At 70.1% G+C, this 24775-nt stretch carries 14 protein-coding genes; 6 read left to right on the plus strand and 8 right to left on the minus strand.

Annotation, left to right across the window (positions count from 1 at the left end; all coding sequences use genetic code 11):
* Nucleotides 1-20: 20 nt before the first annotated feature.
* The 5 genes from ABZ919_RS03845 to ABZ919_RS03865 all read right to left on the minus strand — a co-directional run bounded on the left by ABZ919_RS03845 (nucleotide 21) and on the right by ABZ919_RS03865 (nucleotide 7461).
* Nucleotides 21-1289 (minus strand): carbohydrate ABC transporter substrate-binding protein, encoded by a 1269-nt coding sequence (locus ABZ919_RS03845; RefSeq protein ID WP_361242361.1) that lies wholly within the window; start codon nucleotides 1287-1289, stop codon nucleotides 21-23.
* Nucleotides 1286-2308 (minus strand): hypothetical protein, encoded by a 1023-nt coding sequence (locus ABZ919_RS03850; RefSeq protein ID WP_361242364.1) that lies wholly within the window; start codon nucleotides 2306-2308, stop codon nucleotides 1286-1288. The genes ABZ919_RS03845 and ABZ919_RS03850 overlap by 4 nt, the downstream gene beginning before the upstream one ends.
* A complete protein-coding gene (locus ABZ919_RS03855) occupies nucleotides 2305-3693 on the minus strand; it encodes a hypothetical protein (protein WP_361242367.1) in 1389 nt (462 codons plus the stop codon). The genes ABZ919_RS03850 and ABZ919_RS03855 overlap by 4 nt, the downstream gene beginning before the upstream one ends.
* A gap of 80 nt (nucleotides 3694-3773) precedes the next feature.
* Entirely contained in the window at nucleotides 3774-6080 is a 2307-nt protein-coding gene (locus ABZ919_RS03860) for a tetratricopeptide repeat protein (protein ID WP_361242370.1), read from the minus strand.
* Nucleotides 6081-6123: 43 nt separating this feature from the next.
* A complete protein-coding gene (locus ABZ919_RS03865; protein WP_361242373.1) occupies nucleotides 6124-7461 on the minus strand; it encodes a serine protease in 1338 nt (445 codons plus the stop codon).
* 91 nt (nucleotides 7462-7552) lie between these two features.
* Between ABZ919_RS03865 and ABZ919_RS03870 the strand changes: the two genes are divergently transcribed.
* Both ABZ919_RS03870 and ABZ919_RS03875 read left to right on the plus strand, forming a co-directional pair.
* Nucleotides 7553-7903, plus strand: coding sequence for a trypco2 family protein (locus ABZ919_RS03870; RefSeq protein WP_361242376.1), 351 nt, complete (start codon nucleotides 7553-7555; stop codon nucleotides 7901-7903).
* A 426-nt stretch (nucleotides 7904-8329) separates the two neighbouring features.
* A complete protein-coding gene (locus ABZ919_RS03875; RefSeq protein ID WP_361242379.1) occupies nucleotides 8330-8587 on the plus strand; it encodes a hypothetical protein in 258 nt (85 codons plus the stop codon).
* 182 nt (nucleotides 8588-8769) lie between these two features.
* On the opposite strand, the gene ABZ919_RS03880 is transcribed toward ABZ919_RS03875, so the two are convergent.
* Nucleotides 8770-10299: a UDP-N-acetylglucosamine 1-carboxyvinyltransferase gene (locus ABZ919_RS03880; protein ID WP_361242382.1), complete on the minus strand. Its 1530-nt coding sequence runs from the start codon at nucleotides 10297-10299 to the stop codon at nucleotides 8770-8772.
* A 471-nt stretch (nucleotides 10300-10770) separates the two neighbouring features.
* Here ABZ919_RS03880 and acnA point away from each other — a divergent pair, with 471 nt between their 5' ends.
* Entirely contained in the window at nucleotides 10771-13488 is a 2718-nt protein-coding gene (gene acnA, locus ABZ919_RS03885) for an aconitate hydratase AcnA (RefSeq protein ID WP_361242385.1), read from the plus strand.
* A 580-nt stretch (nucleotides 13489-14068) separates the two neighbouring features.
* Here the strand turns inward: acnA and ABZ919_RS03890 are convergent.
* Together ABZ919_RS03890 and ABZ919_RS03895 are read right to left on the minus strand one after the other, a co-directional pair.
* Complete coding sequence (locus tag ABZ919_RS03890) at nucleotides 14069-16738, minus strand: SpoIIE family protein phosphatase (protein ID WP_361242388.1); 2670 nt, start codon at nucleotides 16736-16738, stop codon at nucleotides 14069-14071.
* A gap of 527 nt (nucleotides 16739-17265) precedes the next feature.
* Nucleotides 17266-21075: a GH92 family glycosyl hydrolase gene (locus ABZ919_RS03895; RefSeq protein ID WP_361242391.1), complete on the minus strand. Its 3810-nt coding sequence runs from the start codon at nucleotides 21073-21075 to the stop codon at nucleotides 17266-17268.
* A 351-nt stretch (nucleotides 21076-21426) separates the two neighbouring features.
* Between ABZ919_RS03895 and ngcE the strand changes: the two genes are divergently transcribed.
* From ngcE to ABZ919_RS03910, 3 genes are read left to right on the plus strand one after another with little or no spacing between them, the layout of a single operon-like run.
* Nucleotides 21427-22872 (plus strand): N-acetylglucosamine/diacetylchitobiose ABC transporter substrate-binding protein, encoded by a 1446-nt coding sequence (gene ngcE, locus ABZ919_RS03900; protein ID WP_361242393.1) that lies wholly within the window; start codon nucleotides 21427-21429, stop codon nucleotides 22870-22872.
* 29 nt (nucleotides 22873-22901) lie between these two features.
* Nucleotides 22902-23828: a sugar ABC transporter permease gene (locus tag ABZ919_RS03905; RefSeq protein WP_361242396.1), complete on the plus strand. Its 927-nt coding sequence runs from the start codon at nucleotides 22902-22904 to the stop codon at nucleotides 23826-23828.
* Nucleotides 23829-23832: 4 nt separating this feature from the next.
* Nucleotides 23833-24756, plus strand: a complete 924-nt coding sequence (locus tag ABZ919_RS03910; protein WP_361242399.1) for a carbohydrate ABC transporter permease — start codon at nucleotides 23833-23835, stop codon at nucleotides 24754-24756.
* The last annotated feature ends 19 nt before the right edge of the window (nucleotides 24757-24775 follow it).

Here is a 24775-nt window from a genome sequence, read left to right on the forward strand (position 1 = left end):
CGCGTGCCGCCCCCCGTCCCTCACTGCCTGCTGCACACCGTCTTGGGAGCAGCTCTGCTGTCGACGCGTTGCGCCGAACGCGCATCCTGCACCCTCTGCACGTTCTGCAGAAGACCCGGGATGTCGGGCTTCCGGCCGGAGGCGACCGTTGCGATGGTCTGCAGGACGGCCTCGTAGAAGGCGTCCCGCACGGCGGGTGCCATGACGTCCGAGGCGTCCAGGCAGCGGGGGCCCGCACCCAGCCGCACGGCGATGTCGTGTTCGACCGCGCCGCTTCGCGGCTTCACCCGGCGATTCGCCGAGAAGACGCCTGCCTGCTGAGCCCACTTCTGCTGGCCCTCCCTGGAGGCAAGCCGCCGGATCAGATCCTGGGCCTGGGCACGCTTGCTGAACAGCGCCGCGAAGTCGCCGGTCACCTCGTGGGCCCCGGCCCGGCCACCGCCTCCGGGCAGCAGGGGAGCGGAGTCGGTCAGGCGCGCGTGCGTCGCGTCGGACTTGTAGAAGGAGCGCGCGAAGGAGCCCTGGTGCTCCAGGCTGCACCCGCCCCAGCCGTCGAACAGCAGCCCATGGCTGTCAGGGCCGCCGCGGTGGTCGGTGAGCAGGGCGTGTCCGGCCGCCTGTCTGTTCTGCCGGAGCAGTCCGGCCCACGCCTGCCACGCGGTGCGTACGGGATCGCTCCGCCACCACTGCGTCGGGCCTGTGCCCAGCGCCCACTTCTCGTAGACGCCGGCCCCCTCCCGCTGCAGTACCAGGTCCTCGATCCAGTCGGTGCCGGGCCAGCCGGAGGCGCCGTCGTCGCCCATGCCGATGCACCAACTCCTCAGCGGGGCGGCTGAGCCGGGCGGCCTGTCACCCTGGCGGTACCAGACGATGCTCTTCAGGTCCGCCTTGACCGGGACCCAGTAGACATCTGCGGAGGGGGTGCCGGTCGGTTTCCAGGGCGCGCCGTACTCCTGTGGGTCATAGAGGCCGTTCAGCGGTTTCAGGCGGTTCTGGTCGGCGTACTCGGCGAGTTCGCCGATGCCCGGCATGATGACGATGTCCGGTGGCTCTCCCGACTGCACCTTGGAGAGCAGCACCTCGCGCTGCGCGGCGGTGCCCTGGTAGCGGTACGGGATGCCGAAGCCGTCCAGCAGGGTCTTGAACTGCTTCTCCTGCTCCCCGGTCCACGTCCCGAGGATGGTCACCGGCTCCGCGTCGTCGTGCTGCGCCCACACCACCACCATGCTGCCGGCGGCGATCAGCAGCATGACCACGAGCAGCACCAGTACGTTGAACCGCCGGGTCACCGCCGCCCCCAGTAGTCGCCGTCGAGCCGAAGCCCGAGCCCCAGCGCGGGCAGCACGACGACCAGCAGTCCGCCGACGAACGTGCCCCGGTACACCCTGACGGTCCAGGTGCCGTCGGCCAGTTCCTGCCGCACCTCGTCCGACTCCTGCGCGACGCTCTGCTGCGCACCGGCCAGCCCCGGTCCGCTGTGCCGGGACACCGCGGTGATCTGCTGCAGATGCCTCAGCGCCACGTCGAGGTCGTCCTCGGTGGCGGACGTCGTCATCAGCGGGACCACCGCGAGCAGCACGGTGAGCGCGAAGGCGGCGAGCAGATACGGGTTCCAGTCACGGCCGCAGCGGTCCCGCAGCACGAACAGCGCCGAGAGCAGGGTCAGCGCCAGGGCCGCCAGGGCGAGTTCCGCGAGCCACCAGCCGCCGCGCTGCCACCGCCCCATGGTGGCCGTGGCCTCGGCGTGCCTCAGCTGGGCCCGCTCCAGCTCGTCCAGGCGGGGTGCGAGACCCACCTTGTCGCGGGTGAGCAGCGAGTGCGCCTCGTCGAGCTTCTGCTCCCGCATGAGCGGCTCGTCGCGGTACAGGGACGTGCCCAGGCTGAGCGAGTTGCCGTAGGTGGCGAGCAGACCGTTGACGGTGCCGAGGTCCTGGTCCGTGCGGTCGGCGATCCGGGACAGCCCCTGGTCGGCGGCGGACAGCTGGGAACGGTAGGTCTCGCCCGAACCCGCGACGTCGACGAGGTGCATCCGCACCAGGGCACGGGCCTCCTGGTCGGCACGCATCGCCGCGAGCCGGGCGGCGGCGAGCCCCTGCACGGCCGGCGCCTCGCGGGAGGCGAGTGTCTCGGCACCGCGCTGGGTCTGACGGTAGGAGAGGAACAGGGTGGTCGCCGCCACGGCCGCGCACACGAACACGACAAGGAGGTGCGCCTCCAGCAGACGGCGGGTCCGCCAGGGGCTCAGGCGCCTGCGCCAGAAGGCGGTGAGCGAGTATCGGCGCCAGGACAGGGCGGGTGCGGTCGTCACAGCAGCTTCTCCCCGCATGAGATGCAGTAACGGGCCTCGCTCCCGGCCGGGGCGCCGCAGTTGCGGCAGCGCGGGCCGGGCGGTGCGGCTACGGCGTCGGCCGGGGGTTCTCCGGGACGGGTGGCGGCGCGCAGGATCATGGGGCCGAGGGTGCCGGCGTCGAACGGGCGCAGCCGGATCCGCCCCGCGGCCCCGTCCTCGATGTCGGCGACCGTGCGGATCTCGTCCAGCACCCAGTCGGTGCCGAACCGCACCGCCAGGCGTGCTGCCTGCCCCAGGCAGTCCTCGGCGGTGTCCCGGCGGTGGTCCCGCAGCGCGGTGAGCCCCTGGCGCAGGGCGTCGCGCATCCGGGTGGTGAGGTTGAGGTCGCGCACGCTGTCCGCGCCCGCCGTGGCGGGCGGCGGCGACTGTCGGGGAACGTGCCAGCGGGCGAGGAGCGGCGCGTGGACGTCGCCGATGGAGACCATGGCGAACTGCAGCTCGGTCTCCAGCGGGTCGGCGTCGGCGTCGGCGACCAGGGTGAGCAGGTAGTCGCGTCTGCCCTCCTGCCACTGGTAGGTCGAGAAGCTCCAGCGGGACGGCCTGCCGGGCCGGGGTACCCCGCGGAGCCGGTGCGGCCGGGGTGCCTTCTCGTTGAGCGAGACCTGGCGCACGGAGGGCCGCACGGTCACCTCGATCGGCAGCTGGGGAGTGTGCACCCGGCGCAGCCGCTGGATGGCGGCCGTGACCGCCTGGCCGAGCCCGTCGTCCACGAACCGGGCGCTGCCGTGCAGCCGTTCGGCGAGCGTCAGCAGGGGGTCGGGCGTCCAGTCGGCGCCCACGGCGAACACGTCGCAGGTGAACTGGTCGGCGCAGGATCCCAGTTCCTCCTCGAGGCGGGTCTCCCCGGCGGCGCTGCTGCCGTCGGTGATCAGCACCAGATGGCGCACCGACAGCGGGCGGCCGGCGAGCAGGGCGCGCGCTCCGGCCACCCAGGCGGCGTACCCGGCGGGGCGCGGACCGTCCCGGTGCAGGGGGAGCGAACCCGCGACGAAGGCGGCCCGGCGCCGCTGGTGCTGGTCGGCGACGGCCCACTCGTCGTCGCCCCGCGGGTAGCACCGGACCGGCTCGGGGCCGCCGCCCAGCACGGCGAAGGAGATGCGGTCGGGCAGCGCCCGCAAGGCGGCCGGCAGGGCGTGCCGGACGGCCGCCCGGTTGGACTCGGCGACGTCCACCGCGATGATCACGGCCAGCTCCACCGCGGGCAGGTCGGTGGGAGCACCGCCGGCCGCCACGTCGACCTGCAGATGGGCCTCGATCTTCGCGCTGCGGTGCGGGGGCAGATCGCTGTCGAGGTCCACGTGCAGTCGGATGCCCGGCTGCGGCGGCCGGGTGTGGCTGCTCATGTCGTACGTCACCGCTCCTTCCCGTTCGTCGGCGTGCGCACCGTGTGGTGGGTGCCCGTTCGGCCGGTCGTACCGTGTGGTCAGAACCGGGTCTGCGGCCGTACCGCGTGCAGCAGGTCCACGAGGTGTTCGTGGGCGGCGGCCGACCCCCGGTGACGTGCGGCCAGTTGCCGGTAGTGCGACTCCAGCCGGCTGCGCAACTCGCGCTCCGGGCCGTCCAGACGTCGTCTGCGGGCGACGAACGGTCCGGCGCTCCGTCCCGGTGGGCCGGGCCGGTCGTTGAGGCTGTGCAGTGCGTCCAGCTTCCATTCGTGCAGTTCGGTGCTCAGACGCAGCGCCTCGTCCTCGGACAGGCTCGGCTCGCCGGCCCCCGGGCTCTGCCCCACCAGGCCGCGCAGCTCGGCCAGCGCGGCGTCGACCTCGGCGGGCGCGGGCAGCGGATCGCCGTCCCCGGGCAGCCGGGCCGCTCGGATGCGCAGGGAGGCGATCCGGGCGACGCTGTGGTCCAGGGTGCCGGGCCGGACCCGGGCGAGCACGTCGAGGGCGGCCCGGCGGTCACCCGCGCGGAGCGCCAGCCTGGCCAGCCCGAGCGCGGCGCCGCCGTGCGCGGGGTTGCGGGCGAACACCGCCTCGTACAGCTGTCTGGCGGCGGGTCCGGCCGCGTCGTCCCCGAGCCGCTCCCCGCAGTAGGCGAGGGCCAGTTTGGGCGCGTACTCGCCGGGCAGTTCCAGGTGGACCCGCATGAAGTGGGCCTTGGCCTCGGCGACCTGCCGCGGGTCCTCGTCGAGGCCGGCGCTGCGCAGCGCGAGCAGGGCGCGGTGCCACTCCAGCCGCCACCGGCGCACGGCGGACGGACCCGGGACGGAGTCGGCGGTGTCGAGCTCCTCCTGGGCCCGCTGCAGGTCGTCCTTCGTGTTCCGGCCCAGCAGGACACGCACGTTGTGCAGGCAGATCTCCACCGAGTCCGGCTTCGCGCCCTCCTGGGCGAGGAGCCGGTCCGGGTCGTAGCCGCTGCTCACCTCGAACCGCGCGGTCTGCGGATCGCCCGGATACCGCCTCGGCACCGGCAGACAGCCGGCGATCTCGGCGGGCGTGGGGGCGCCGAGGTCGAGGGCCGGAGCCACGGGTGGCTCGTGCCGGGCGCGGCGTGGGCGGTCCAGCCAGTGTTCGATGCCCGGCACCGTGCCGAGCCGGGCGCCGAGCAGCTGCGCGGACGGCCGGAAGTAGTCGGAGGGCTCGGGCGGGTCGGTCTTGCCGCGCAGGGCGCGGATCTCCCGCAGCGCGCCGCGCAGCTGGCCGGCCATCTCCCGGGCGTCGACGAAGCGCCGGCCGGGGTCGGTCCGTACGCCGCGCTCGACGACCCCGCGGAAGGAGGTGGTGCCGAGGCCGGGCACCTGGTCGACGGCCCAGCGCGCGAGCTCCCGCAGGGTGACGCCGACCGTGTGCAGGTCGTGGGCGACGGTGGGCATGGCCGAGGTCCCGGTCTCGGGAGCCGTGTAGTCGGGCGTGACATGGGCGGGTGGCTGGCTCTGGCCCTGTTCGCGCATGCCGCCGAGGTCGATGACCTTGACGCCGTCGCCGTGGTGTACGACGTTCGAGGGCTTCATGTCCCCGTAGACGAAGACCCGTTCGCTGCCGGCGTGCAGATGGACGAAGGCCTCGAGGATCTGGCAGCCGTACGCCGCGACGTGCTCGATGTCGAGGACCGACTCGCCCCGCCGGGTCTCCTCGACGACCTTCGCGAGGGTGCCGTCCCCGACGTCGTCCATGACGATGTAGCCGCCGGTGACCTTTCCGGTGTCGTCGCTGCGGGCGACGAAGTCGCGGATCTGGACGATGCGGGGGTGGCGCATGGCGACGAGGTTGCGGCGCTCGACGTCGGCGAGCCGGGCGCCGTCGTGCTCGTACCGGTTCAGCAGTCCCTTGACGGCGACCACGTCGCCGAGATGGGTGTCCTCGGCGAGGTAGACCCAGCCCTGGCCGCCGTGCGCGATGGGTCCCATGATCTTGTACTGGTCGCGCAGCACGTCGCCCCTGGTGAGTTCGGGCTCGTACGAGTAGCGCTCGCCGCAGGCCGGGCAGAAACCCTTGATCGGTACGGGGCCCTCGGTGTACGGCGGGGCGAAGGCGATGCCGCAGTCGGCGGCCGAGCAGACCATGCGGATGCGCAGCGGCCCCTCGGCACGGATCAGGCGCGCCTCGGCGGGACGCGGCTCACGCTCGGGGAGCGCGAGGAGCTCACGGGGGCCGAGGTCCCGTGGGTCCTCCGGCAGGGCGGGCAGGGCGGGGCCGTTCTCCGCGCGGCCGCACTCGGCGCAGTAGCCGGTGGGCAGCACGGGACCACCGCAGGGGGCTCCGTCGAAGCGCCGGTGCGGGCAGATCCTCATCCTCTCGCCGTCCTCCCTCGCCCGGGCCGCGCCGAGTACACCATCACCGGCCCCCATGGCGGCCGAGGTCGGCGCGCAGGGTTCTGATCAGTCCGCGCAGCAGGGTGAGCTGTCGTTGCGGCTCCCGCACGTCGTCGATCAGACGGCGCTCGGCCCGGCGCAGGTCGACCGTCTCGGTGACGGAGCTGAGGGAGGCGCTGTTCACGACGTCGCGGCGGACGGCGCGGCTGAACTCCGCGTGCTGGAGGCGGCCGAGCAGCGCGTCCGCGTGGCCGAGGAGCGCGGGCAGCAGGAGCTGGTCGCGGGACGCGGTCCAGCCGGTGCCGCCCTCGTGACGGAAGACGAGCAGCAGCCGGAAGCCCAACACCCGCAGCCGTGACAGGAGTTCGATCAGCGGACCCGGCTCGGGTTCCTCGTCGAGGCCGTCGACGAGGACCGTGACCGGTCGGACGGGCGCACGCTCGGCGGCCTGCGCCGGCCGGCGCCCGGCGCCGCGCAGCCAGTCCCAGTACCCGAGGTACTCACCGGCCGGGAAGGCCACGTGGTCCAGAGCGTGGTCGGCGAGGTGCGGCCTGCTGCCGCCGCCGCGATGGACGACGTCGGCGCGGTGCAGCAGATGGCGTAACGAACGGTCCTTTCCGCTGCCCGGGGGCACCACGGTCATCTTCACCGGGTCCTCGTCCGGGTCGTCGAACCACCGGGTCACCCGCTCCTCGAAACCGCGATCCCAGGCCTTCGGGCCGCACAGCTCCCCGACGACCGGCGAGAGTTCGGCGATCCGCTCCAGGGGGACCAGATACGAGAAGGCGAGCCGGTTGTCCTCGGGCAGCAGCCGGCCGAGGTCCCCGCGCCAGCTGACGACGAGACCGACCACGCGGGCGGGACGGCCTTCCTGCGGCCGGGTGCACACGGCGGCACCGCTGAACCCGGCGCGCACCACCTCCGACCTCGTGACCGCGTCGAGCTGCACCCGCTCGCCGCTGACTCCGCCGATCCGGCCCCACAGGCTCATGCCGTCGTCGAAGCCCTCCGCGTAGCCGGTCGCGTACACCTCCGTGCCGCCCCACGGCACGGGTTCCAGCGGGGCGGGGCGTGCCTGCGGGCGCGGGCTGTCCAGCCGCAGCACGGCGACGTCCTCGCCGGTGCCGCTGCCGCCCGCGGGCACCTCCGGCAGCCAGCCGCCCGGCATCACGCGTGCGGCGACCGGCTCGAGCGCGTTGTTCTCGGCGAACTCCAGCCACATGACGGCGTCCGGGCGGCGCACCACGTGCGCACAGGTCAGCGCCGTATGCTGATCGACGAGCACTCCGGCGCCACAGACGGGGCCGTGCGCGCCCTCGCGCCGCAGTCTGAGTCTCCAGTCCGCACGCAGTTCCCCCATGCCGTCTCACACTACGCGCGGGGCATGGTACGTCCCTAGACTTGTGACCGGGTTCGATCGGTCAATCAACGGAATCCGGAGGTGTGTTGACATGACAGATGCACAACCGATCGGTCTCGCGGAGGCCATCGGCACGGTTCGTGCGGAGCTCGCGCGGGCCCAGGCCGAAGGTGCCGAGAGCGACTGGCGGTTCAGCGTGGAGCAGGTCAGCCTGGAGTTCGCGGTGCAGTTCCACCGGGCCGGCGAGGGCGGTGCCGGCCTGCGCCTCGGCGTGGTCGAGGCACGCCTGGGCGGTTCGGTGAGCCATGACTCCACGCACCGCATCCAGGTCGATCTCAAGCCCCTTCCCCGCCCCGACGGCCGCCACCACGAGGTGAGTCGCGAGGACACCGCCGCCCACCGCCGCCCGGGACCGCAGGACGGCTTCCTGTCGCGGGGTTAGGGAAGCCGCGCCCCCTGGGGGACTTGGCGCGCGCCGCGGTGTCCGGGGCGGCACACGACAACAGCGGGCGGCGTCGTCCGTACTGCTGGTGGGAGGTCCCCGAGGGGAGCGCGGGCGCGACGTACGCGGTCCGCCCCTGGGGCCAGCGGTGTCCCTGACCGCTGAGCCCGGCCGCCCACTTCGCCGCCGCCCGCTTCGCCGCCGGCCGCTTCGTGAGCCCTGGGCTCCGGCCGGGCCCGCCGTACCCGCTTCTTGCCGGCGTACCGGGCCGCGGCGGTCACTCGAGGGAGCCGCTGCGACCGGGTGAACGGCTGGACGCCCGGATGGCGCCACCGAGGAGCGCCGTACCGAATGTCGCACTAGCCTCCGAAATGAGCGCTAAGTGGATCTTCTGATGACGCGCTCCATTTGACCCGAGGAGGACATATGCGCAAGCTCTCCAAGGCCGCTGCGGCGGCCGCGGTCATTGCTAGCGTGAGCTTCATAGGCACCGGCACCGCCACCGCCACCGCCCAAAGCGCGGTACGCATGCACGGCGGCGGGTGCGAGTCCCACGACTTCAACATCGACATCCTGGGTGAGGTGGGCGTCCTCCCCGGCCTGGCCGGCAACCTGCTGAACGGCGAGGGCAATCCGGGCGCGCAGTTCACCCATGTCGGTTCCGACTGCGGCCACGATCGGTAGCCACGTCACACGGCACACCGAAGCGGGCCGTCACCCGGGCCGTGGGCCCGGAACCCGTCAGCCGCCTGTTCGTCTTCATGAGGAAGTGGATGCCGAAGGCCCTGGACCACGACCGGTCCGGGGCCTTCGCGCGGGTGCCTGCGCCAGGATCCGCCTCTCCGGGAGGAGTCCGGCGGCGTCGGTCAGATGTCCCGGAAGATCTCGATCTGCGCCCCGATCGAGTTCAGGCGCTCGGCGAGGTCCTCGTAACCCCGGTTGATGACGTACACGTTGCGCAGCACGGACGTGCCCTCGGCCGCCATCATCGCCAGCAGGACGACCACGGCCGGGCGCAGCGCCGGCGGGCACATCATCTCGGCGGCGCGCCAGCGGGTCGGGCCCTCGACCAGGACGCGGTGCGGATCCAGCAACTGCAGCCGGCCCCCGAGGCGGTTGAGGTCGGTGAGGTAGATGGCCCGGTTGTCGTAGACCCAGTCGTGGATGAGGGTCTTGCCCTGCGCGGTGGCCGCGATGGCCGCGAAGAACGGGACGTTGTCGATGTTCAGGCCGGGGAAGGGCATGGGATGGATCTTGTCGATCGGCGCCTCCAGCTTGGAGGGCCGGACGGTCAGGTCCACCAGTCGGGTGCGGCCGTTGTCCGCGCAGTACTCGGGGCTGCGGTCGTGGTCGAGGCCCATCTCCTCCAGGACCGCCAACTCGATCTCCAGGAACTCGATCGGCACCCGGCGCACCGTCAGCTCCGACTCGGTGACGACGGCGGCGGCCACCAGGCTCATCGCCTCGACCGGGTCCTCGGAGGGGGAGTAGTCCACGTCGACGTCGATGTTCGGCACGCCGTGCACGGTCAGCGTGGTGGTGCCGATGCCCTCGACCTTGACGCCCAGCGCCTCCAGGAAGAAGCACAGGTCCTGGACCATGTAGTTGGAGGAGGCGTTGCGGATGACCGTCACACCGTCGTGCCGGGCGGCGGCGAGTAGCGCGTTCTCGGTCACGGTGTCGCCGCGCTCGGTCAGCACGATCGGGCGGTCGGGGCGGACCGCGCGGTCGACCCGTGCGTGGTACTGCCCCTCGGTGGCCGCGATGTCCAGACCGAACCGGCGCAACGCGATCATGTGCGGCTCGATGGTCCGCGTACCGAGGTCGCAACCGCCCGCGTACGGCAGCTTGAAGTGGTCCATGCGGTGCAGCAGCGGACCGAGGAACATGATGATCGAGCGGGTGCGTACGGCCGCGTCGGCGTCGATCGCCGTCATCTCCAGCTCGGCCGGCGGGACCAGTTCCAGGTCGACGCCGTCGTTGATCCAGCGGGTGCGTACGCCGATGGAGTTGAGCACCTCCAGCAGGCGGTAGACCTCCTCGATGCGCGCGACCCGGCGCAGCACGGTTCGGCCCCTGTTGAGCAGCGAGGCGCACAGCAGTGCCACGCAGGCGTTCTTGCTGGTCTTGACGTCGATGGCGCCGGACAGCCGGCGGCCGCCGACGACGCGCAGATGCATCGGTCCCGCGTAACCCAGCGACACGATCTCGCTGTCCAGGGCTTCGCCGATCCGGGCGATCATCTCAAGGCTGATGTTCTGGTTCCCGCGCTCGATGCGGTTGACCGCACTCTGACTGGTACCGAGCGCCTCCGCCAGCTGCGTCTGTGTCCAGCCTCGGTGTTGCCGGGCATCACGGATGAGCTTGCCGATGCGTACGAGGTAGTCGTCTGCCATGAGGTTGAGGTTATCTCAGATATGAGATGGTGCCCGTTGGGGGGTCCATTCGGGTGATGGCGTGTCAGCCGACGGGTGGCAATACCGGTTTGCCCGGAATGTCGTCGACAGTATCGGCTCAACGTCCGATTACCCCCGTTTGGCGTATCGATGGGGGAAGAGGTCGGATTCCTCGATGGTGAGCGCCGGGCCGAGGGCCGCCTTGCCCTGCGCGCCCTGTCCGTGCGGGGTGGCGTGTGAGCCGGTGGTGTGTGAGTCGTGCCGCCGGGCCCCGGCGTGCCCGGTGTGGTCCGGGCATGACCATCCAGCGCGCATGTACTAGAGTTATCTCGACATCGAGATATCTGCCAGGCGCACCGCAGCCGCCACTCACTAAGGGTTATCTAACTTAGCCTTACCTTAGCGGATCGGCCCAGCCGGGGTGGCGGCAGGATTGACGGTGGTACGCGCACATCAATGAAGGAGACTGTCGTGTCGGCGAACAGCTTCGACGCCCGTAGCACGCTGCAGGTGGGCGACGAGTCGTACGAGATCTTCCGGCTGGACAAGGTGGAGGGCTCGGCCCGCCTGCCGTACAGCCTCAAGGTCCTGCTGGAGAACCTGCTCCGCACGGAGGACGGCGCGAACATCACCGCCGACCACATCCGTGCCCTCGGCGACTGGGACTCCCAGGCCCAGCCCAGCCAGGAGATCCAGTTCACGCCGGCCCGCGTGATCATGCAGGACTTCACCGGCGTGCCCTGTGTCGTGGACCTCGCCACGATGCGTGAGGCCGTCAAGGAGCTCGGCGGCGACCCCGCCAAGATCAACCCGCTGGCGCCGGCCGAGCTGGTCATCGACCACTCCGTCATCGCCGACAAGTTCGGCACCAACGACGCCTTCAAGCAGAACGTCGAGCTGGAGTACGGCCGCAACAAGGAGCGCTACCAGTTCCTGCGCTGGGGCCAGACCGCCTTCGACGAGTTCAAGGTCGTCCCGCCGGGCACCGGCATCGTGCACCAGGTGAACATCGAGCACCTGGCCCGCGTGGTCATGGTCCGCGACGGCAAGGCCTACCCGGACACCCTGGTCGGCACCGACTCGCACACCACGATGGTCAACGGTCTCGGCGTCCTCGGCTGGGGCGTCGGCGGCATCGAGGCCGAGGCCGCCATGCTCGGCCAGCCGGTCTCCATGCTCATCCCGCGCGTCGTCGGCTTCAAGCTCACCGGTGAGCTGCAGCCGGGCACCACCGCCACCGACCTTGTGCTCACCATCACCGAGATGCTCCGCAAGCACGGTGTGGTCGGCAAGTTCGTCGAGTTCTACGGCGAGGGCGTCGCCGCCACCTCGCTCGCCAACCGCGCCACCATCGGCAACATGTCGCCGGAGTTCGGCTCCACCGCCGCGATCTTCCCGATCGACGACGAGACCCTGAACTACCTGCGCCTGACGGGTCGTTCGGACCAGCAGGTCGCCCTCGTCGAGACCTACGCCAAGCAGCAGGGCCTCTGGCTGGACCCGAAGGCCGAGCCGGACTTCTCCGAGAAGCTCGAGCTGGACCTGTCCACGGTCGTCCCGTCCATCGCCGGCCCGAAGCGCCCGCAGGACCGCATCGTCCTCGCCAACGCGGCCGAGCAGTTCAAGCAGGACGTCCGCAACTACGTGGACGACATCGACGAGGCGGGCAAGGAGTCCTTCCCGGCCTCCGACGCCCCGGCCGTCCACCCGAACGGTTTCCCGTCCAACCCGTGCCCGGTCACCGCCCCCGACGGCACCACCTACGAGCTGGACCACGGTGCGGTGACGGTCGCGGCCATCACCTCCTGCACCAACACCTCCAACCCGTACGTCATGATCGGCGCCGCCCTGGTCGCCAAGAAGGCGGTCGAGAAGGGCCTGACCCGCAAGCCGTGGGTCAAGTCCACCCTCGCCCCGGGTTCGAAGGTCGTCACCGACTACTTCGAGAAGGCCGGCCTCACCCCGTACCTGGACAAGCTGGGCTTCAACCTCGTCGGTTACGGTTGCACCACCTGCATCGGCAACTCCGGCCCGCTGCCGGAGGAGGTCTCCAAGGCCGTCAACGACCACGACCTCGCGGTCACCTCGGTCCTCTCCGGCAACCGGAACTTCGAGGGCCGTATCAACCCCGACGTCAAGATGAACTACCTGGCCTCCCCGCCGCTGGTCGTCGCGTACGCCATCGCGGGCTCCATGAAGGTGGACATCACCCGTGAGGCCCTGGGCGCCGACCAGGACGGCAACCCGGTCTACCTGAAGGACATCTGGCCGTCCGAGGCCGAGGTCAACGACGTCGTCGCCGCCGCCATCGGCGAGGACATGTTCTCCAAGTCCTACAGCGACGTCTTCGCGGGCGACGCCCAGTGGCAGTCCCTCCCGGTCCCGACCGGCAACACGTTCGAGTGGGACGCCGAGTCGACCTACGTCCGCAAGCCCCCGTACTTCGAGGGCATGCAGATGGAGCCGGCCCCGGTCACCGACATCGCCGGCGCCCGGGTCCTGGCCAAGCTGGGCGACTCGGTCACCACCGACCACATCTCCCCGGCCGGTGCCATCAAGGCCGACACCCCGGCCGGCCAGTACCTCACGGAGCACGGCGTCGAGCGCCGCGACTTCAACAGCTACGGCTCCCGCCGCGGCAACCACGAGGTCATGATCCGCGGCACGTTCGCCAACATCCGCCTGCGCAACCAGATCGCGCCGGGCACCGAGGGCGGCTACACCCGCGACTTCACGCAGGACGGCGGTCCGGTCTCCTTCATCTACGACGCCTCCCGCAACTACATCGAGCAGGGCATCCCGCTGGTCGTCCTGGCCGGCAAGGAGTACGGCTCCGGCTCCTCCCGCGACTGGGCGGCCAAGGGCACCGCGCTCCTCGGTGTGAAGGCCGTCATCGCCGAGTCGTACGAGCGCATCCACCGCTCGAACCTCATCGGCATGGGCGTGCTGCCGCTGCAGTTCCCGGAGGGCCAGTCCGCCGAGTCGCTCGGCCTGACCGGTGAGGAGACCTTCTCCGTCTCCGGTGTCACCGAGCTGAACGACGGCACCACGCCGCGCACGGTCAAGGTCACCACCGACACCGGTGTCGAGTTCGACGCGGTCGTCCGCATCGACACCCCCGGTGAGGCCGACTACTACCGCAACGGCGGCATCATGCAGTACGTGCTGCGCAACCTGATCCGCAAGTAGGCGAGCACGGCACGACCGTACAGGGCCGCACCCCCGCCAGTGGGGGTGCGGCCCTTCGCCGTACCGGATGCCCGGGCCGTCTCCCGGCGCCGCAGCCGTCGCCCGGACGGAGCGCGGGGCCGCCACGACAGGCGGTCACCGCCCTGCCGGCCGACACCCGCGTGCACACCCCGCCCGTGCCGACCGTCAGCCGCGACGGCCGAGCCCACCGCCGGCTCGGCCCACCGCCCGCGTCCGTGATGCGGGTCTGGGTGTGCTGCCTGTGTCTGTGACGGGTGTCTGGGGTCTGGGTGTGCTGGCCGTGTCCGTGACGCGGGCTCGGCGGCCGTGTCCGTGACGTGGGGCTCGGCGTGCTGGCAGTGTCCGTGACGAGGGCTCCGGCGTACCGGCCGGTCGCCTCTCCGCGCCCCGTCTTCGACCGCTTCGCCGTGCCGGCTCCGCCATCACCCGGCAGGGCCGCCCGGCCGAGGGTGGCTGCGGCCCGGGACTGGCCGTGGCGGCGGCGATCGTCAACAGCACACGGAGGGCCCGTCGCCGTCGACGCCGAGCCGAGTGCCGTATCGCCCTGCCAGGCCGCGCGCTACGGCAGCGCCTGCTCCGCCCAGATCACCTTGCCCTGGGGGCTGTAACGAACGCCCCAGCGCTCGGTCATCTGCGACACCAGGAACAGTCCCCGGCCACCCTCGTCGGTCGTCGCGGCGTACCGCAGATGCGGCGAGGTGTTGCTGCCGTCGGCCACCTCGCACACCAGCGTGCGGTCACGGATGAGCCGCAGCCGGATCGGGTCGGTGCCGTACCGGATGGCGTTGGTGACCAGCTCGCTCAGCACGAGTTCCGTGGCGAAGCCCAGCTCGGCGAGGCCCCACTCGTCCAGCGTCGCGGATACGGTCAGGCGCATGTCCGCCACGGCCGCCGGATCACGGGGCACGTCCCACTCGGCGACCTGGTCGGGCGCCAGGGCCCGGGTGTGCGCGACCAGCAGCGCCACGTCGTCCGTGGGCCGCCCGGGCAGCAGCTCGTCCAGCACCGCCTGGCAGCTCTCGTCCGGTGACAGGTCCGCATGGCGTTCCAGGGACTGCCGCAGCAGCTCCATGCCCACGTCCAGGTCGCGGGTGCGGTCCTCGATCAGACCGTCGGTGTACAGCACCAGCCGGGTGCCCGCGTCGAGCTCCAGCTCGGCCGTGCGGAACGGCAGGCCGCCGATGCCGAGCGGTGGCCCGGCCGGCAGGTCGGCGAAGGCGACGCTGCCGTCGGGGTGGACCAGCGCCGGCGCCAGATGCCCCGCCCGCGCCATGGTGCAGCGGCGCGTCACCGGGTCGTAGATCGCGTACAGACAGGTGGCGCCGGCGATCTCGCCGGCCGCCTCCGCGCAGGCCTCGTCCTGGTCGATGCGCCCGACCAGGTCGTCCAGATGGCTCAGCAGCTCGTCGGGCGGCAGGTCGAGGGCGGAGAAGTTGTGCACCGCCGTGCGCAGCCGCCCCATGGTGGCGGCCGCGTGCAGACCGTGGCCGACGACGTCACCGACGACCAGCGCCACCCGGCTCCCCGGGAGCGGGATCACGTCGAACCAGTCCCCGCTCACCCCCGACTGCGCGGGCAGGTAGCGGTACCCGACGTCGAGGGCGCTCTGCTCGGGCAGCGCCCGCGGCAGCAGGCTGCGCTGCAGGGTGACCGCCAGCGCGTGCTCACGGGCGTAGCGGCGGGCGTTGTCGATGCTGACCGCGGCCCGGGCCACCAGCTCCTCGGCCAGCGTCAGGTCCTCCTCGTCGAAGGGGTCCTGCTTGGCGCGGTAGAAGTTCGCCATGCCCAGCACGACACCGCGGGCGCGGATCGGGGCGACGATGAGCGACTGGATCCCGTAGTCGAGGATGTCCCGGGTTCGCAGCGGATCCTGCGCCTGCCAGTCCGGCGAGGCGGACAGATCCGTGACCAGCTCGGAACGGCCGCTGCCGTAGCCCCTGGCCTGCGGCGTGAACGGCAGGAAGTCGATCAGCCGGTCCTTCTCGTAGAGCGGATGGTCGTCCCGCACGCCGTGCACGGCGATGCGCCGCAGGTCCGTCGCGGTGGCGGCCGGCTCCTCGCCGTGCAGCACGGCGTCGGACAGGTCCACGGTGACGAAGTCGGCGAAGCGCGGCACGGCCACCCGCGCCAGCTCGTCCGCCGTGCGCGCCACGTCGAGGGTGGTGCCTATGCCCAGACCGGCGTCGTACAGCAGCTTGAGCCGCTCACGGGCGACCTCAGCCCGTCCGGAGACCGCCTGGAGCTCGGTGGTGTCGCGGAGGGTCACCACCGTTCCGCCAGGGCCTCCGGCGCGGTCCGTGGGCCGCTGGTTGACCGCCAGCAGCCGGTCCCCGGCGAACAGCACCTCGTCGGTGGCCTCGCGCCCGGAGACGAGCAGCTCCACGATGTCCGGATCCAGGTTCGGCAGCTGGGTCACCCGCCGTCCCTCGGCCTCTGCGGGCAGCTCCAGCAGCCGCCTGGCCTCGTCGTTGACCAGCAGCAGCCGCCCCTCGGAACCGACGATCAACACGCCTTCCCGCACCGAGTGCAGCACGGTGTCGTGGTGCTCGTACATGCGGGTCATCTCGTCCGGGGCCAGGCTGTGGGTCTGCCGGCGCAGCCGCCGGCCCACCAGTGCCGTGCCCCCGGTCGACACCACGAGCGCCCCGGCCCCGGCGGCCAGGATGATCGGCAGCTGCCGGTCCACCTCGCTGGTGATGTTCTTGACCTTCAGCCCGGCGGAGACCAGGGCGACGACCTTGCCGTGGTTGTCCTTGATCGGAACGGTCGCCTGCTCCTCGTGGCCCAGCGGGCCGTGGACGCTCTCCGTGTAGACCTTGCCCGCCAGCGACGGCCCGATCGTGCCCACGAACCGGTGCCCGATCTTGCTCGGCAGCGGGTGGGTGTAGCGGATGCCGTGGGTGTCCATGACCACGATGAAGTCGACGCCCGCCGACTTGCGGCCCGCCTCGGTGAGAGGCTGGAGGATCTTGGTGGGTTTGGGTGTCCGCAGCGCCTGGAGGACGCCGGGAGAGTGCGCGAAGGTCTGGGCGACGGCGATGGACCGTCGCCGGGCCTCCGTGCCGGTGTCCCGCTCCGACTGCAGGACCAGGGCGATGACGCCGCAGAGTACGAGCACCGCGACCAGCGCCACCTGCAGAACGAAGACCTGCCCGGCGACGCTCCGCGGGCTCTTGCCGATCACAGATCGCCAGGAGCGACGCCTGAGTCGGTCAGTGATGTCCGACATGCGGCCTTTGTAGCACTCGCGTTCGCCGGGTGGCTATGGCTGGTCCACGAGCCGGACACATCCGCTTCCCCGTGGGGGCCCGATCTGCTCTGGGCGGACCCGGTGTTCAGGCGGCACCGGGTCCGCGAGCCGGGCGAGTGAGGGGGGTTGGATTTCCCGCCCGGAGGGTGCTGGTCCATGAGATCGCTTCGTGTGCGACAACGTTGTCGAAGTTCCCTGACATGACTCTATCGCCCCAACCGACAACGATGTCAACACACTTGGAGTAGCCCGATCGGGTGACCCGGGCGTGCGCCTGCGGGGTGTGCGCGGCCTTCCGTGGTATTGGTGGGGCGCCGTACCGCCTTTGCGCCTCCTGCGACCAGTGGTGCCTGCGACTGCGGTGTGCGGCCGGTGCGTACACCCCGTCCGCGTCGGCGGCGACACGGCGACACGGCGACACGAGCAAGAGGAACACGAGCAAGAGGAACACGAGCAAGAAGAGGGGGCGGGCCCGGATGGACCCGCCCCCCTTTCTCACGCTCGCGTCAGGCCAGCAGCTCCACCTCCGCCAGCGTCGACGCGCCGTCCAGGACCAGCCGGTACTTCGTGTACGTGCCCGGCGTGGCGATGGTGAACGCGCGGGTCTGGCGGTCCCAGGTGAACGTCTCGCCGGAGCGGTGGTCGAGCGTCTGCCAGGTGGTGCCGTCGGTGGAGCCCTGGAGGGTCCAGCCGGTCGGCGCCCTGGTGGGGTCCGTCGACGACGTCAGCGTGTACTGGACGGGCTTCACCGCCCCCGCCACCGGCAGGTCCACCGAGGTGACCGTCGCGTCCGTCGCCGACGTGTTGTCGAACAGCGGACCGTCCCCCTGGAGGACGTCCGCCCGGGGTGCGGGCACCTTGTCGTCCTGGGTGACGGAGACCGGGCCCGCGTTCCTGCCCGTGCCCCATGCCGACGGCTCGGCGCCCATCGAGAACTCCAGCACCCCGCCCTTGGACAGCATCGAGTGAGGCAGCGAAGTGGACGACCAGGGGCGGCCGTTGAAGGTGACACCCTGGATGTATACGTTCCTGGCGCTGTTCTCGGGCGCCTTGACCACCAGGTCCCGGCCGTTCTCCAGGTGCACGGTGACCTTCTTGAAGAGCGGGGAGCCGATGGAGTACTCACCGCTGCCCATCACCAGCGGGTAGAAACCGAGCGCGGAGAAGAGGAACCAGCCCGACTGCTCGCCGTTGTCCTCGTCGCCGTGGTAGCCCTGCCCGATCTCGCTGCCCAGGTAGAGCCGGGACAGGATCTCGCGGACCGCCGCCTGCGTCTTCCAGGGCTCGCCCGCCGCGTCGTACATGTACGAGACATGGTGGGCGACCTGGTTGGACTGCCCGAGCATGCCCATCCGGACGTCCCGCGCCTCGGTCATCTCGTGGATGACGCCCCCGTAGGAGCCCACGAAGTCCGGGGAGGCCGTCTCCGGGGTGGAGAAGAACGCGTCCAGCTTCCCGGCGAGACCCTGCCGGCCGCCGTAGAGGTTGGCCAGACCCCGGCTGTCCTGCGGCACGCTGAAGGCGTACCCCCAGCCGTTGGTCTCGGTGTAGTCGTAGCCCCACACCCGCGGGTCGTACGTGGAGGAGTCCACCCGCCAGTCGCCCTTGGCGTCACGGCCCTGGAAGAAGCCTCCCGCCGCCTTGGGGTCGAACAGGTTCACATAGTCGCGGGCGCGGTTGAGGAAGTACTCGGACTCCTCCGCGTAGTGCTTCTCACCCGTCTTCCGGTACAGCGCCTCGCCCATCTTCGCGATGCCGTAGTCGTTGACGTATCCCTCCATCGCCCAGGACAGCCCCTCGTCCGTGGCGGTGCTGGTGTAACCGAGGAACGGCGAGGTGCTCATGCCCTTGCGGCCCACGCCCGACATCGGCGGGACGACGGTGGCGTTCTTCAGAGCCGCGTCGTAGGCCGCCTTCACGTCGAAGTTCACGCCCTTCACGTACGCGTCCGCGAACGCCACGTCCGAGGAGGTGCCGGTCATCAGGTCGGCGTAGCCGGGCGACGACCAGCGGGAGGTCCAGCCGCCGTCCTTGTACTGCTGCACGAACCCGTCGACCATCTCGCCCGCCTGCGAGGGCGTCAGCAAGGAGTACGCCGGCCATGTGGTCCGGTAGGTGTCCCAGAAGCCGTTGTTGACGTACACCTTGCCGTCGACGATCTTCGCCCCGGTGTGGGTCGGGGTGTCCTGGCTGGGCATGGGGGAGAAGGGGGAGGCGTACCGGTAGGTGTCACCCACCTTCTCGAAGCCCGAGTTCGGGTACAGGTACAGCCGGTACATGCTGGAGTACAGCGTGGTCAGCTGGTCCGGGCTCGCGCCCTCCACCTCGACCTTGCCCAGCAGTCTGTCCCAGGTGCGCTGCGCCCGCGCCTTCACGGTGTCGAAGGAGGTGCCGTCCGGGATCTCCTGGCGCAGGTTGTCCTTCGCCTGGTCGACGCTGATCAGCGAGGTCGCCAGGCGCAGGGTCACGGTGCGGTCCGCGCCCGCGGCGAAGCGCAGGTAGCCCTTCACCCCGCTCGACGCGCCGTCCGTCACCGGCTTGTCGAACTCGCCGTACACGAACAGCCGGGTCGCGCCCGTCGACAGGCCGGACTTCACGTCCGAGTACCCGGTGACGACCCCGTGGTCCTTGTCCAGCGTCAGCCCCGCCTGTTCCGTGACGTTGTCGAACAGCACGCTCGCGTCGTCGCCGGGGTAGGTGAAGCGCAGCACCGCCGCATGGTCGGTGGGGGTCATCTCGGCCTTGAGGCCGTTCTCGAAACGGACACCGTAGTAATACGGCCGCGCGGTCTCGTTCTCGTGCCGGAACGGCAGTTCGCGCGCCTCACGGCCGGTGTCCGGGGTGCCGGACGCGGCCGACGGCATCACCTGGAAGGTCTGCCGGTCGCCCATCCAGGGACTAGGCTCATGGCTCGCGCTGAACGCCTGGATCGTGGGCAGATTGTCGTCATTGTTGGCATGTGCGTACTCGTACAGCCAGCTCAGTGACGACGCGTTGGTCACCGGTGTCCAGAAGTTGAAGCCGTGCGGGAGGGCCGTCGCCGGGAAGTTGTTGCCCCGCGAGAAACTGCCGCTGGAGTTGGTGCCGCGCGTGGTCAGCGCGTAGTCGGACAGATGTGCCTTCGGTTTCTCCGGGGCGACCGGTCTGAGGGACACGTCGTCGATCCAGCCCCGGAACTTCGCCGGTCCGGCGGGGGAGTCGTACCCCAGCAGGATCCGGTCGACCGTCTTGCCCGCGGCCACCGGACCGATCCGCGCGACCACGTCGTTCCACTGGTTGACGTACAGCGACTTGGACGTGCCCTGGCCGCGCGGCGACAGCGGGAAGCCGTGCTGGTCCAGCGCGCCCAGGTCGCTCAGATAGGTGCCGTCCGTGAAGGCCAGGTCGAGGGAGACGTTCGTGGCGTCGTAGTCCCGGTCGCCGTCCGCCATCTGCGGGAAGATCCGGTACGACAGCCGGGTGTCGCCGCCGACCTTCACGTTCACGTCGAAGACCTTGTTGTACGAGTACGCCCGGCCGCCCGCCGTGTGCCGTCCGGCGTAGCGCAGCGCCCGTTTCCCGGTGAAGCCCACCCGTGCCTTGGCGGTCGGCGAGGCGGTCGGACCGTTGTCGACCAGCGTCAGCATGTCCTGGGGCACCGGGCCGCCCCCGCCGCCGGTGGAGAACTGCACGTCGGCGAGCTGCAGGATGTCCGAGGCGCCGTTGTTCTTCGTCACCTCCAGCCGGAAGTGCTGGTACTCGGCCGGCTCGGCCAGGTCGTACGACTTGGTCTGGAACCGCTCGGAGAAGGTCTCGCCGGAACGCGTGTCGACCGCCTTCCAGTCCTTGCCGTCCGTGGAACCCAGCAGCGTCCAGTCCCTAGGGTCGCGCTCGGCGTAGTCGTTGGCGGAGGTGAGCGCGTACGTCACCAGCTTGACGGGCTTGTCGAGGTCGAACTCCACCCAGCCGGTGGGCCGGAAGGTCAGCCACTTGGTGCCCGGCTCGCCGTCGACCAGGTTCTCCTTCACCTCGCCCGCGCCCGTGTTCTCGCCGCTCGCGCGGACGTCGGTGACGTGGTCGTTCACACTGCCCGGTATGCCGGTGCTGTAGCCACCGTCGACACCCGAGGCGCGCTTGGTGCCGTCCGGGGTGGTGTCCACGGTGTTCAGCCAGTCCGGAGCCGGATCGGCCGTCTCGAACGAGGATGCGAACTCCCGGGCGGCGGCCGGAGCCTTGGCGGGCAGGGCCACCGCCGCGCCCTGGGCGCCGACGGCCATGACAAAGGCGGCCGTGAGGACGACCGCCGGGCCCCATCTGTGCCGAGTTCTCCGCTGCATCTACGGATTCCCCTCCTGCGACCGCTCTGGACAACGTTGTCAACTTCGGTGCGCAGGAACCAGTAGGTGGTCAAGTGGCCGTTGATGTCAAGGGCGTTGGATGTGGCATTCAGGGGCTCGTGTCACCAGTTTTCTGCACAGGGCACACACCGGAGGCTCTTATTTCCGCGAGGTCTCAACTCGGAAAAGACCCGTGGCGAACCCTGCATTCGATCTTGCTCAGCTGACCGGAAGTGGACTATACCTGTCGGCACTTCCAGCACGACCCTGCACGACCCAGCACTACCCGACAGCGGTGCCGGGGAGGATCCGGTTCACCGCCTGAGTCCTGGAGAAGGCGAGGACTTGAGCATGGGATCCACCTCGAACCACGGTGCCGAAGGCGTCGGTCGTCGTGATCTGATCAAGCGGTCCGCGGCGCTCGGCCTGGTCGCGGCCCCGGGCATGGGCCTGCTGTCCGCCTGCGCGAGCAGCGGCGGGGGCGGCCAGAAGAAGGACAAGGCGGGGAAGAAGACCGCCAAGAACCCGCTCGGTGTCAACGAGACCGCGAAAATGGAATTCGTCCTCTTCGACGGCGGCTTCGGCAAGGAGTACGCCCAGGACGCGGTGAAGATCTACCAGAAGGACTTCCCCAAGGCCACGGTGAAGTTCTCCGCCACCCAGAAGATCCAGTCGACCCTCCAGCCCCGCTTCAACCAGGGCAACCCGCCGGACCTCATCGACAACTCCGGCGCCGAGCAGATGGACATGGGCGTCCTCGTCGGCAAGAACCAGCTGGCCGACCTCACCCCGCTGCTGGACGCGCCGTCGTACGACGACCCGAACAAGAAGGTCCGCGACACGCTGCGCCCCGGCATCGTCGAGATGGGCCAGTTCGACGGCAACCCGGTCTGGATCATGTACTACGCCTACACGGTGTACGGCGTCTGGTACTCGCAGAAGGCCCTGGACTCCCTCGGCGTGGAGTACCCCAAGACCTGGGACGAGATGCTCCAGGTGTGCGCGAAGGCCAAGAAGAAGGGCATGGCCGGCTGGACGTACGCGGGCAAGTACCCGTACTACATCCCGTTCTCGCTCTATCCGATGATTGGCAAGGTCGGCGGGCGCGAGGTGCTCGACGCCATCGACAACCTGGAGCCGAACGCCTGGAAGCACCCCGCCGTCAAGGCGTGCTTCGAGGCGTACTACGAGCTGTACAAGAAGGGCTACATCCTCAAGGGCACCCCGGGCCTGGACCACATCCAGTCCCAGACCGCCTGGGCCAAGGGCGAGGCGCTGTTCATCCCGAACGGCTCCTGGGTGGAGAACGAGTCGGCCAACGTCATCCCGAAGGACTTCGACCTGGCCGTCTCCGCGCCGACCGGCATCGACGCGTCCGACAAGATGCCCTTCGGCACCATCTGGGCCTCCGGCGGTGAGCCCTTCATCGTCCCGGCCAAGGCCGCGAACCCCGAGGGCGGAATGGAGCAGCTGCGCATCATGCTCTCCGAGGCGTCCTCGAAGAACTTCACCGCGAAGGTGAAGTCGCTGACCGCTTACAACGGCGGCACCACCGGCATCACCCTCACTCCGGGCCTGAAGTCGGGTGTGGCGGCGCTCCAGCTGGCCGGATCCAACGTGGTGAATCCGCGGCTTCAGGACTGGTACGTGCAGCTGCAGAAGGAGAAGATCGGTGTGGCCGGTCTCGGCGAGATGATGGCGGGCCGGCTCACCCCGGCGGAAGCCATCAAGAAGATCCAGGGATTCGCCGACGAAGCGGCCAAGGACACCTCCATCAAGCACTACAAGCACCAGTAACCGGCACCCTTTCAAGCACCGGAGTGGCGATGCAGCACGGCAAGTACCGGTTCATCGTGGGGTTTTTGGCACTGCCCCTGGGACTGTACGCGCTCTTCGTGGTGTGGCCGTTCATCCAGTCCATCTATTACTCGTTCACGGACTGGACCGGCCTGAGCCCCGAATTCAAGATGGTCGGCTTCGACAACTACACGAGGATGTTCCACGACGACATCTTCTGGAAGTCGTTGCAGCACAGTCTGCTGTTCGCCCTGGTGCTCCCGCTCGTGACGATCAGTCTGGCGCTGTTCTTCGCCTTCATGATCAATGTGGGCGGACGCCGGAGGAAGGGCGGCCCCGTGATTTCCGGGGTCCGGGGCTCGTCCTTCTACAAGATCGTGTACTTCTTCCCGCAGGTGCTCTCCATCGCCATCGTCTCGCTGTTGTTCGCCTTCGCGTACAACCCGGACAGCGGAGCGATCAACTCCCTGCTGCGCGGCATCGGCCTCGACAGCGTCCAGCCGCTGTGGCTGGGCGACCCGAGTCTGGCGCTGTGGTGCGTGATGGCGGTGCTGGTGTGGTCCACGGTCGGCTTCTTCGTGGTGCTGTTCTCGGCGGGCATGGCTTCCATCCCGGCCGAGCTCTACGAGGCGGCCCTGCTCGACGGTGCCAGCCGCTTCGCCACCTTCTTCCGCATCACCCTGCCGCTGCTGTGGGACACCGTGCAGTCCGGCTGGGTCTACATGGGCATCCTCGCGCTCGGCGCCGAGTCGTTCGCGGTCGTACAGATCATGACGACCGGGCCGGGCGGGCCCGACTACTCGACCACGGTGATGGTCCTGTACGTGTACCAGAAGGCGTTCCGGGACGGTCAGGCCGCCTACGCCACCACCATCGGAGTCGCCCTGCTCGTCGTCACGCTCGCGTTCGCGGCGATCGTGATGCGGCTGGGCCGTCGCGAGCGGCTGGAGTTCTGAAGCGATGAAGACGACCGAGACCCCCGCACCGCTGCCGGCCGAGTCCGGCGCCACCGTCTCCAAGGCCGACGTACCGGCCCCGAGGCCCCTTCGGCGGAAGAAGGAGGGAGGTGTCCTCAACGTCTTCTCCCACGGCGTGCTGATCATCTGGGCGATCATGGTGGTCCTGCCGCTGCTGTGGGCGGTGATGACGTCCTTCAAGTCGGACAGCTCGATCTTCGGCTCGCCCTGGTCGCTGCCGGACGCGCTGCACTTCGACAACTGGTCGCGGGCCTGGACCCAGGCCAACATGAGCGACTACTTCCTCAACACCGTGCTGGTGGTCGGCGGCTCGCTCATCGGCACCCTGGTGCTCGGCTCCATGGCCGCCTACGTCCTCGCCCGCTTCGACTTCCCGGGCAACCGCTTCATCTACTACCTGTTCATCGGCGGCATGAGCTTCCCGATCATGCTGGCGCTGGTCCCGCTGTTCTACGTCGTGAACAACATGGGGCTGCTGAACACGATCCACGGCCTGATCCTGGTCTACATCGCGTACTCGCTGCCGTTCACGGTGTTCTTCCTCACCGCATTCTTCCGGACCCTGCCCACCTCGGTGGCGGAGGCCGCCTTCGTGGACGGCGCTTCGCACGCGCGTACGTTCTTCCAGATCATGCTGCCGATGGCGAAGCCGGGCCTGATCAGCGTCGGCATCTTCAACTTCCTGGGCCAGTGGAACCAGTACATGCTGCCCACGGTCCTCAACACCGACCCCGACAAGCGCGTCCTCACCCAGGGCCTGGTCCAGCTGGCGGTCAGCCAGGGCTACAAGGGCGACTGGTCCGGGCTCTTCGCCGGCCTGGTGATGGCCATGCTGCCGGTGCTCGGAGCGTACATCGTCTTCCAGCGGCAGGTCGTCCAGGGGCTGACCGCGGGGGCGCTGAAGTAACCTCCCGATCCCCGGGGTG

Origin of the sequence: Streptomyces sp. NPDC046759, from assembly GCF_040645475.1 — a bacterium.
Taxonomy (GTDB): Bacteria; Actinomycetota; Actinomycetes; order Streptomycetales; family Streptomycetaceae; genus Streptomyces.

Excerpts from the sequence above, each read along its gene's own strand:
- ABZ919_RS03875 (WP_361242379.1), top strand. The coding sequence starts at position 8,330 with ATGCGCAAGCTCTCCAAGGCCGCTGCGGCGGCCGCGGTCATTGCTAGC.
- ABZ919_RS03905 (WP_361242396.1), top strand. The coding sequence starts at position 22,902 with ATGCAGCACGGCAAGTACCGGTTCATCGTGGGGTTTTTGGCACTGCCC.
- ABZ919_RS03865 (WP_361242373.1), bottom strand. The coding sequence starts at position 7,461 with ATGGGGGAACTGCGTGCGGACTGGAGACTCAGACTGCGGCGCGAGGGC.
- ABZ919_RS03860 (WP_361242370.1), bottom strand. The coding sequence starts at position 6,080 with ATGAGGATCTGCCCGCACCGGCGCTTCGACGGAGCCCCCTGCGGTGGT.
- ABZ919_RS03890 (WP_361242388.1), bottom strand. The coding sequence starts at position 16,738 with ATGTCGGACATCACTGACCGACTCAGGCGTCGCTCCTGGCGATCTGTG.
- ABZ919_RS03910 (WP_361242399.1), top strand. The coding sequence starts at position 23,833 with ATGAAGACGACCGAGACCCCCGCACCGCTGCCGGCCGAGTCCGGCGCC.
- ngcE (WP_361242393.1), top strand. The coding sequence starts at position 21,427 with ATGGGATCCACCTCGAACCACGGTGCCGAAGGCGTCGGTCGTCGTGAT.
- ABZ919_RS03880 (WP_361242382.1), bottom strand. The coding sequence starts at position 10,299 with ATGGCAGACGACTACCTCGTACGCATCGGCAAGCTCATCCGTGATGCC.
- ABZ919_RS03855 (WP_361242367.1), bottom strand. The coding sequence starts at position 3,693 with ATGAGCAGCCACACCCGGCCGCCGCAGCCGGGCATCCGACTGCACGTG.
- ABZ919_RS03870 (WP_361242376.1), top strand. The coding sequence starts at position 7,553 with ATGACAGATGCACAACCGATCGGTCTCGCGGAGGCCATCGGCACGGTT.
- ABZ919_RS03895 (WP_361242391.1), bottom strand. The coding sequence starts at position 21,075 with ATGCAGCGGAGAACTCGGCACAGATGGGGCCCGGCGGTCGTCCTCACG.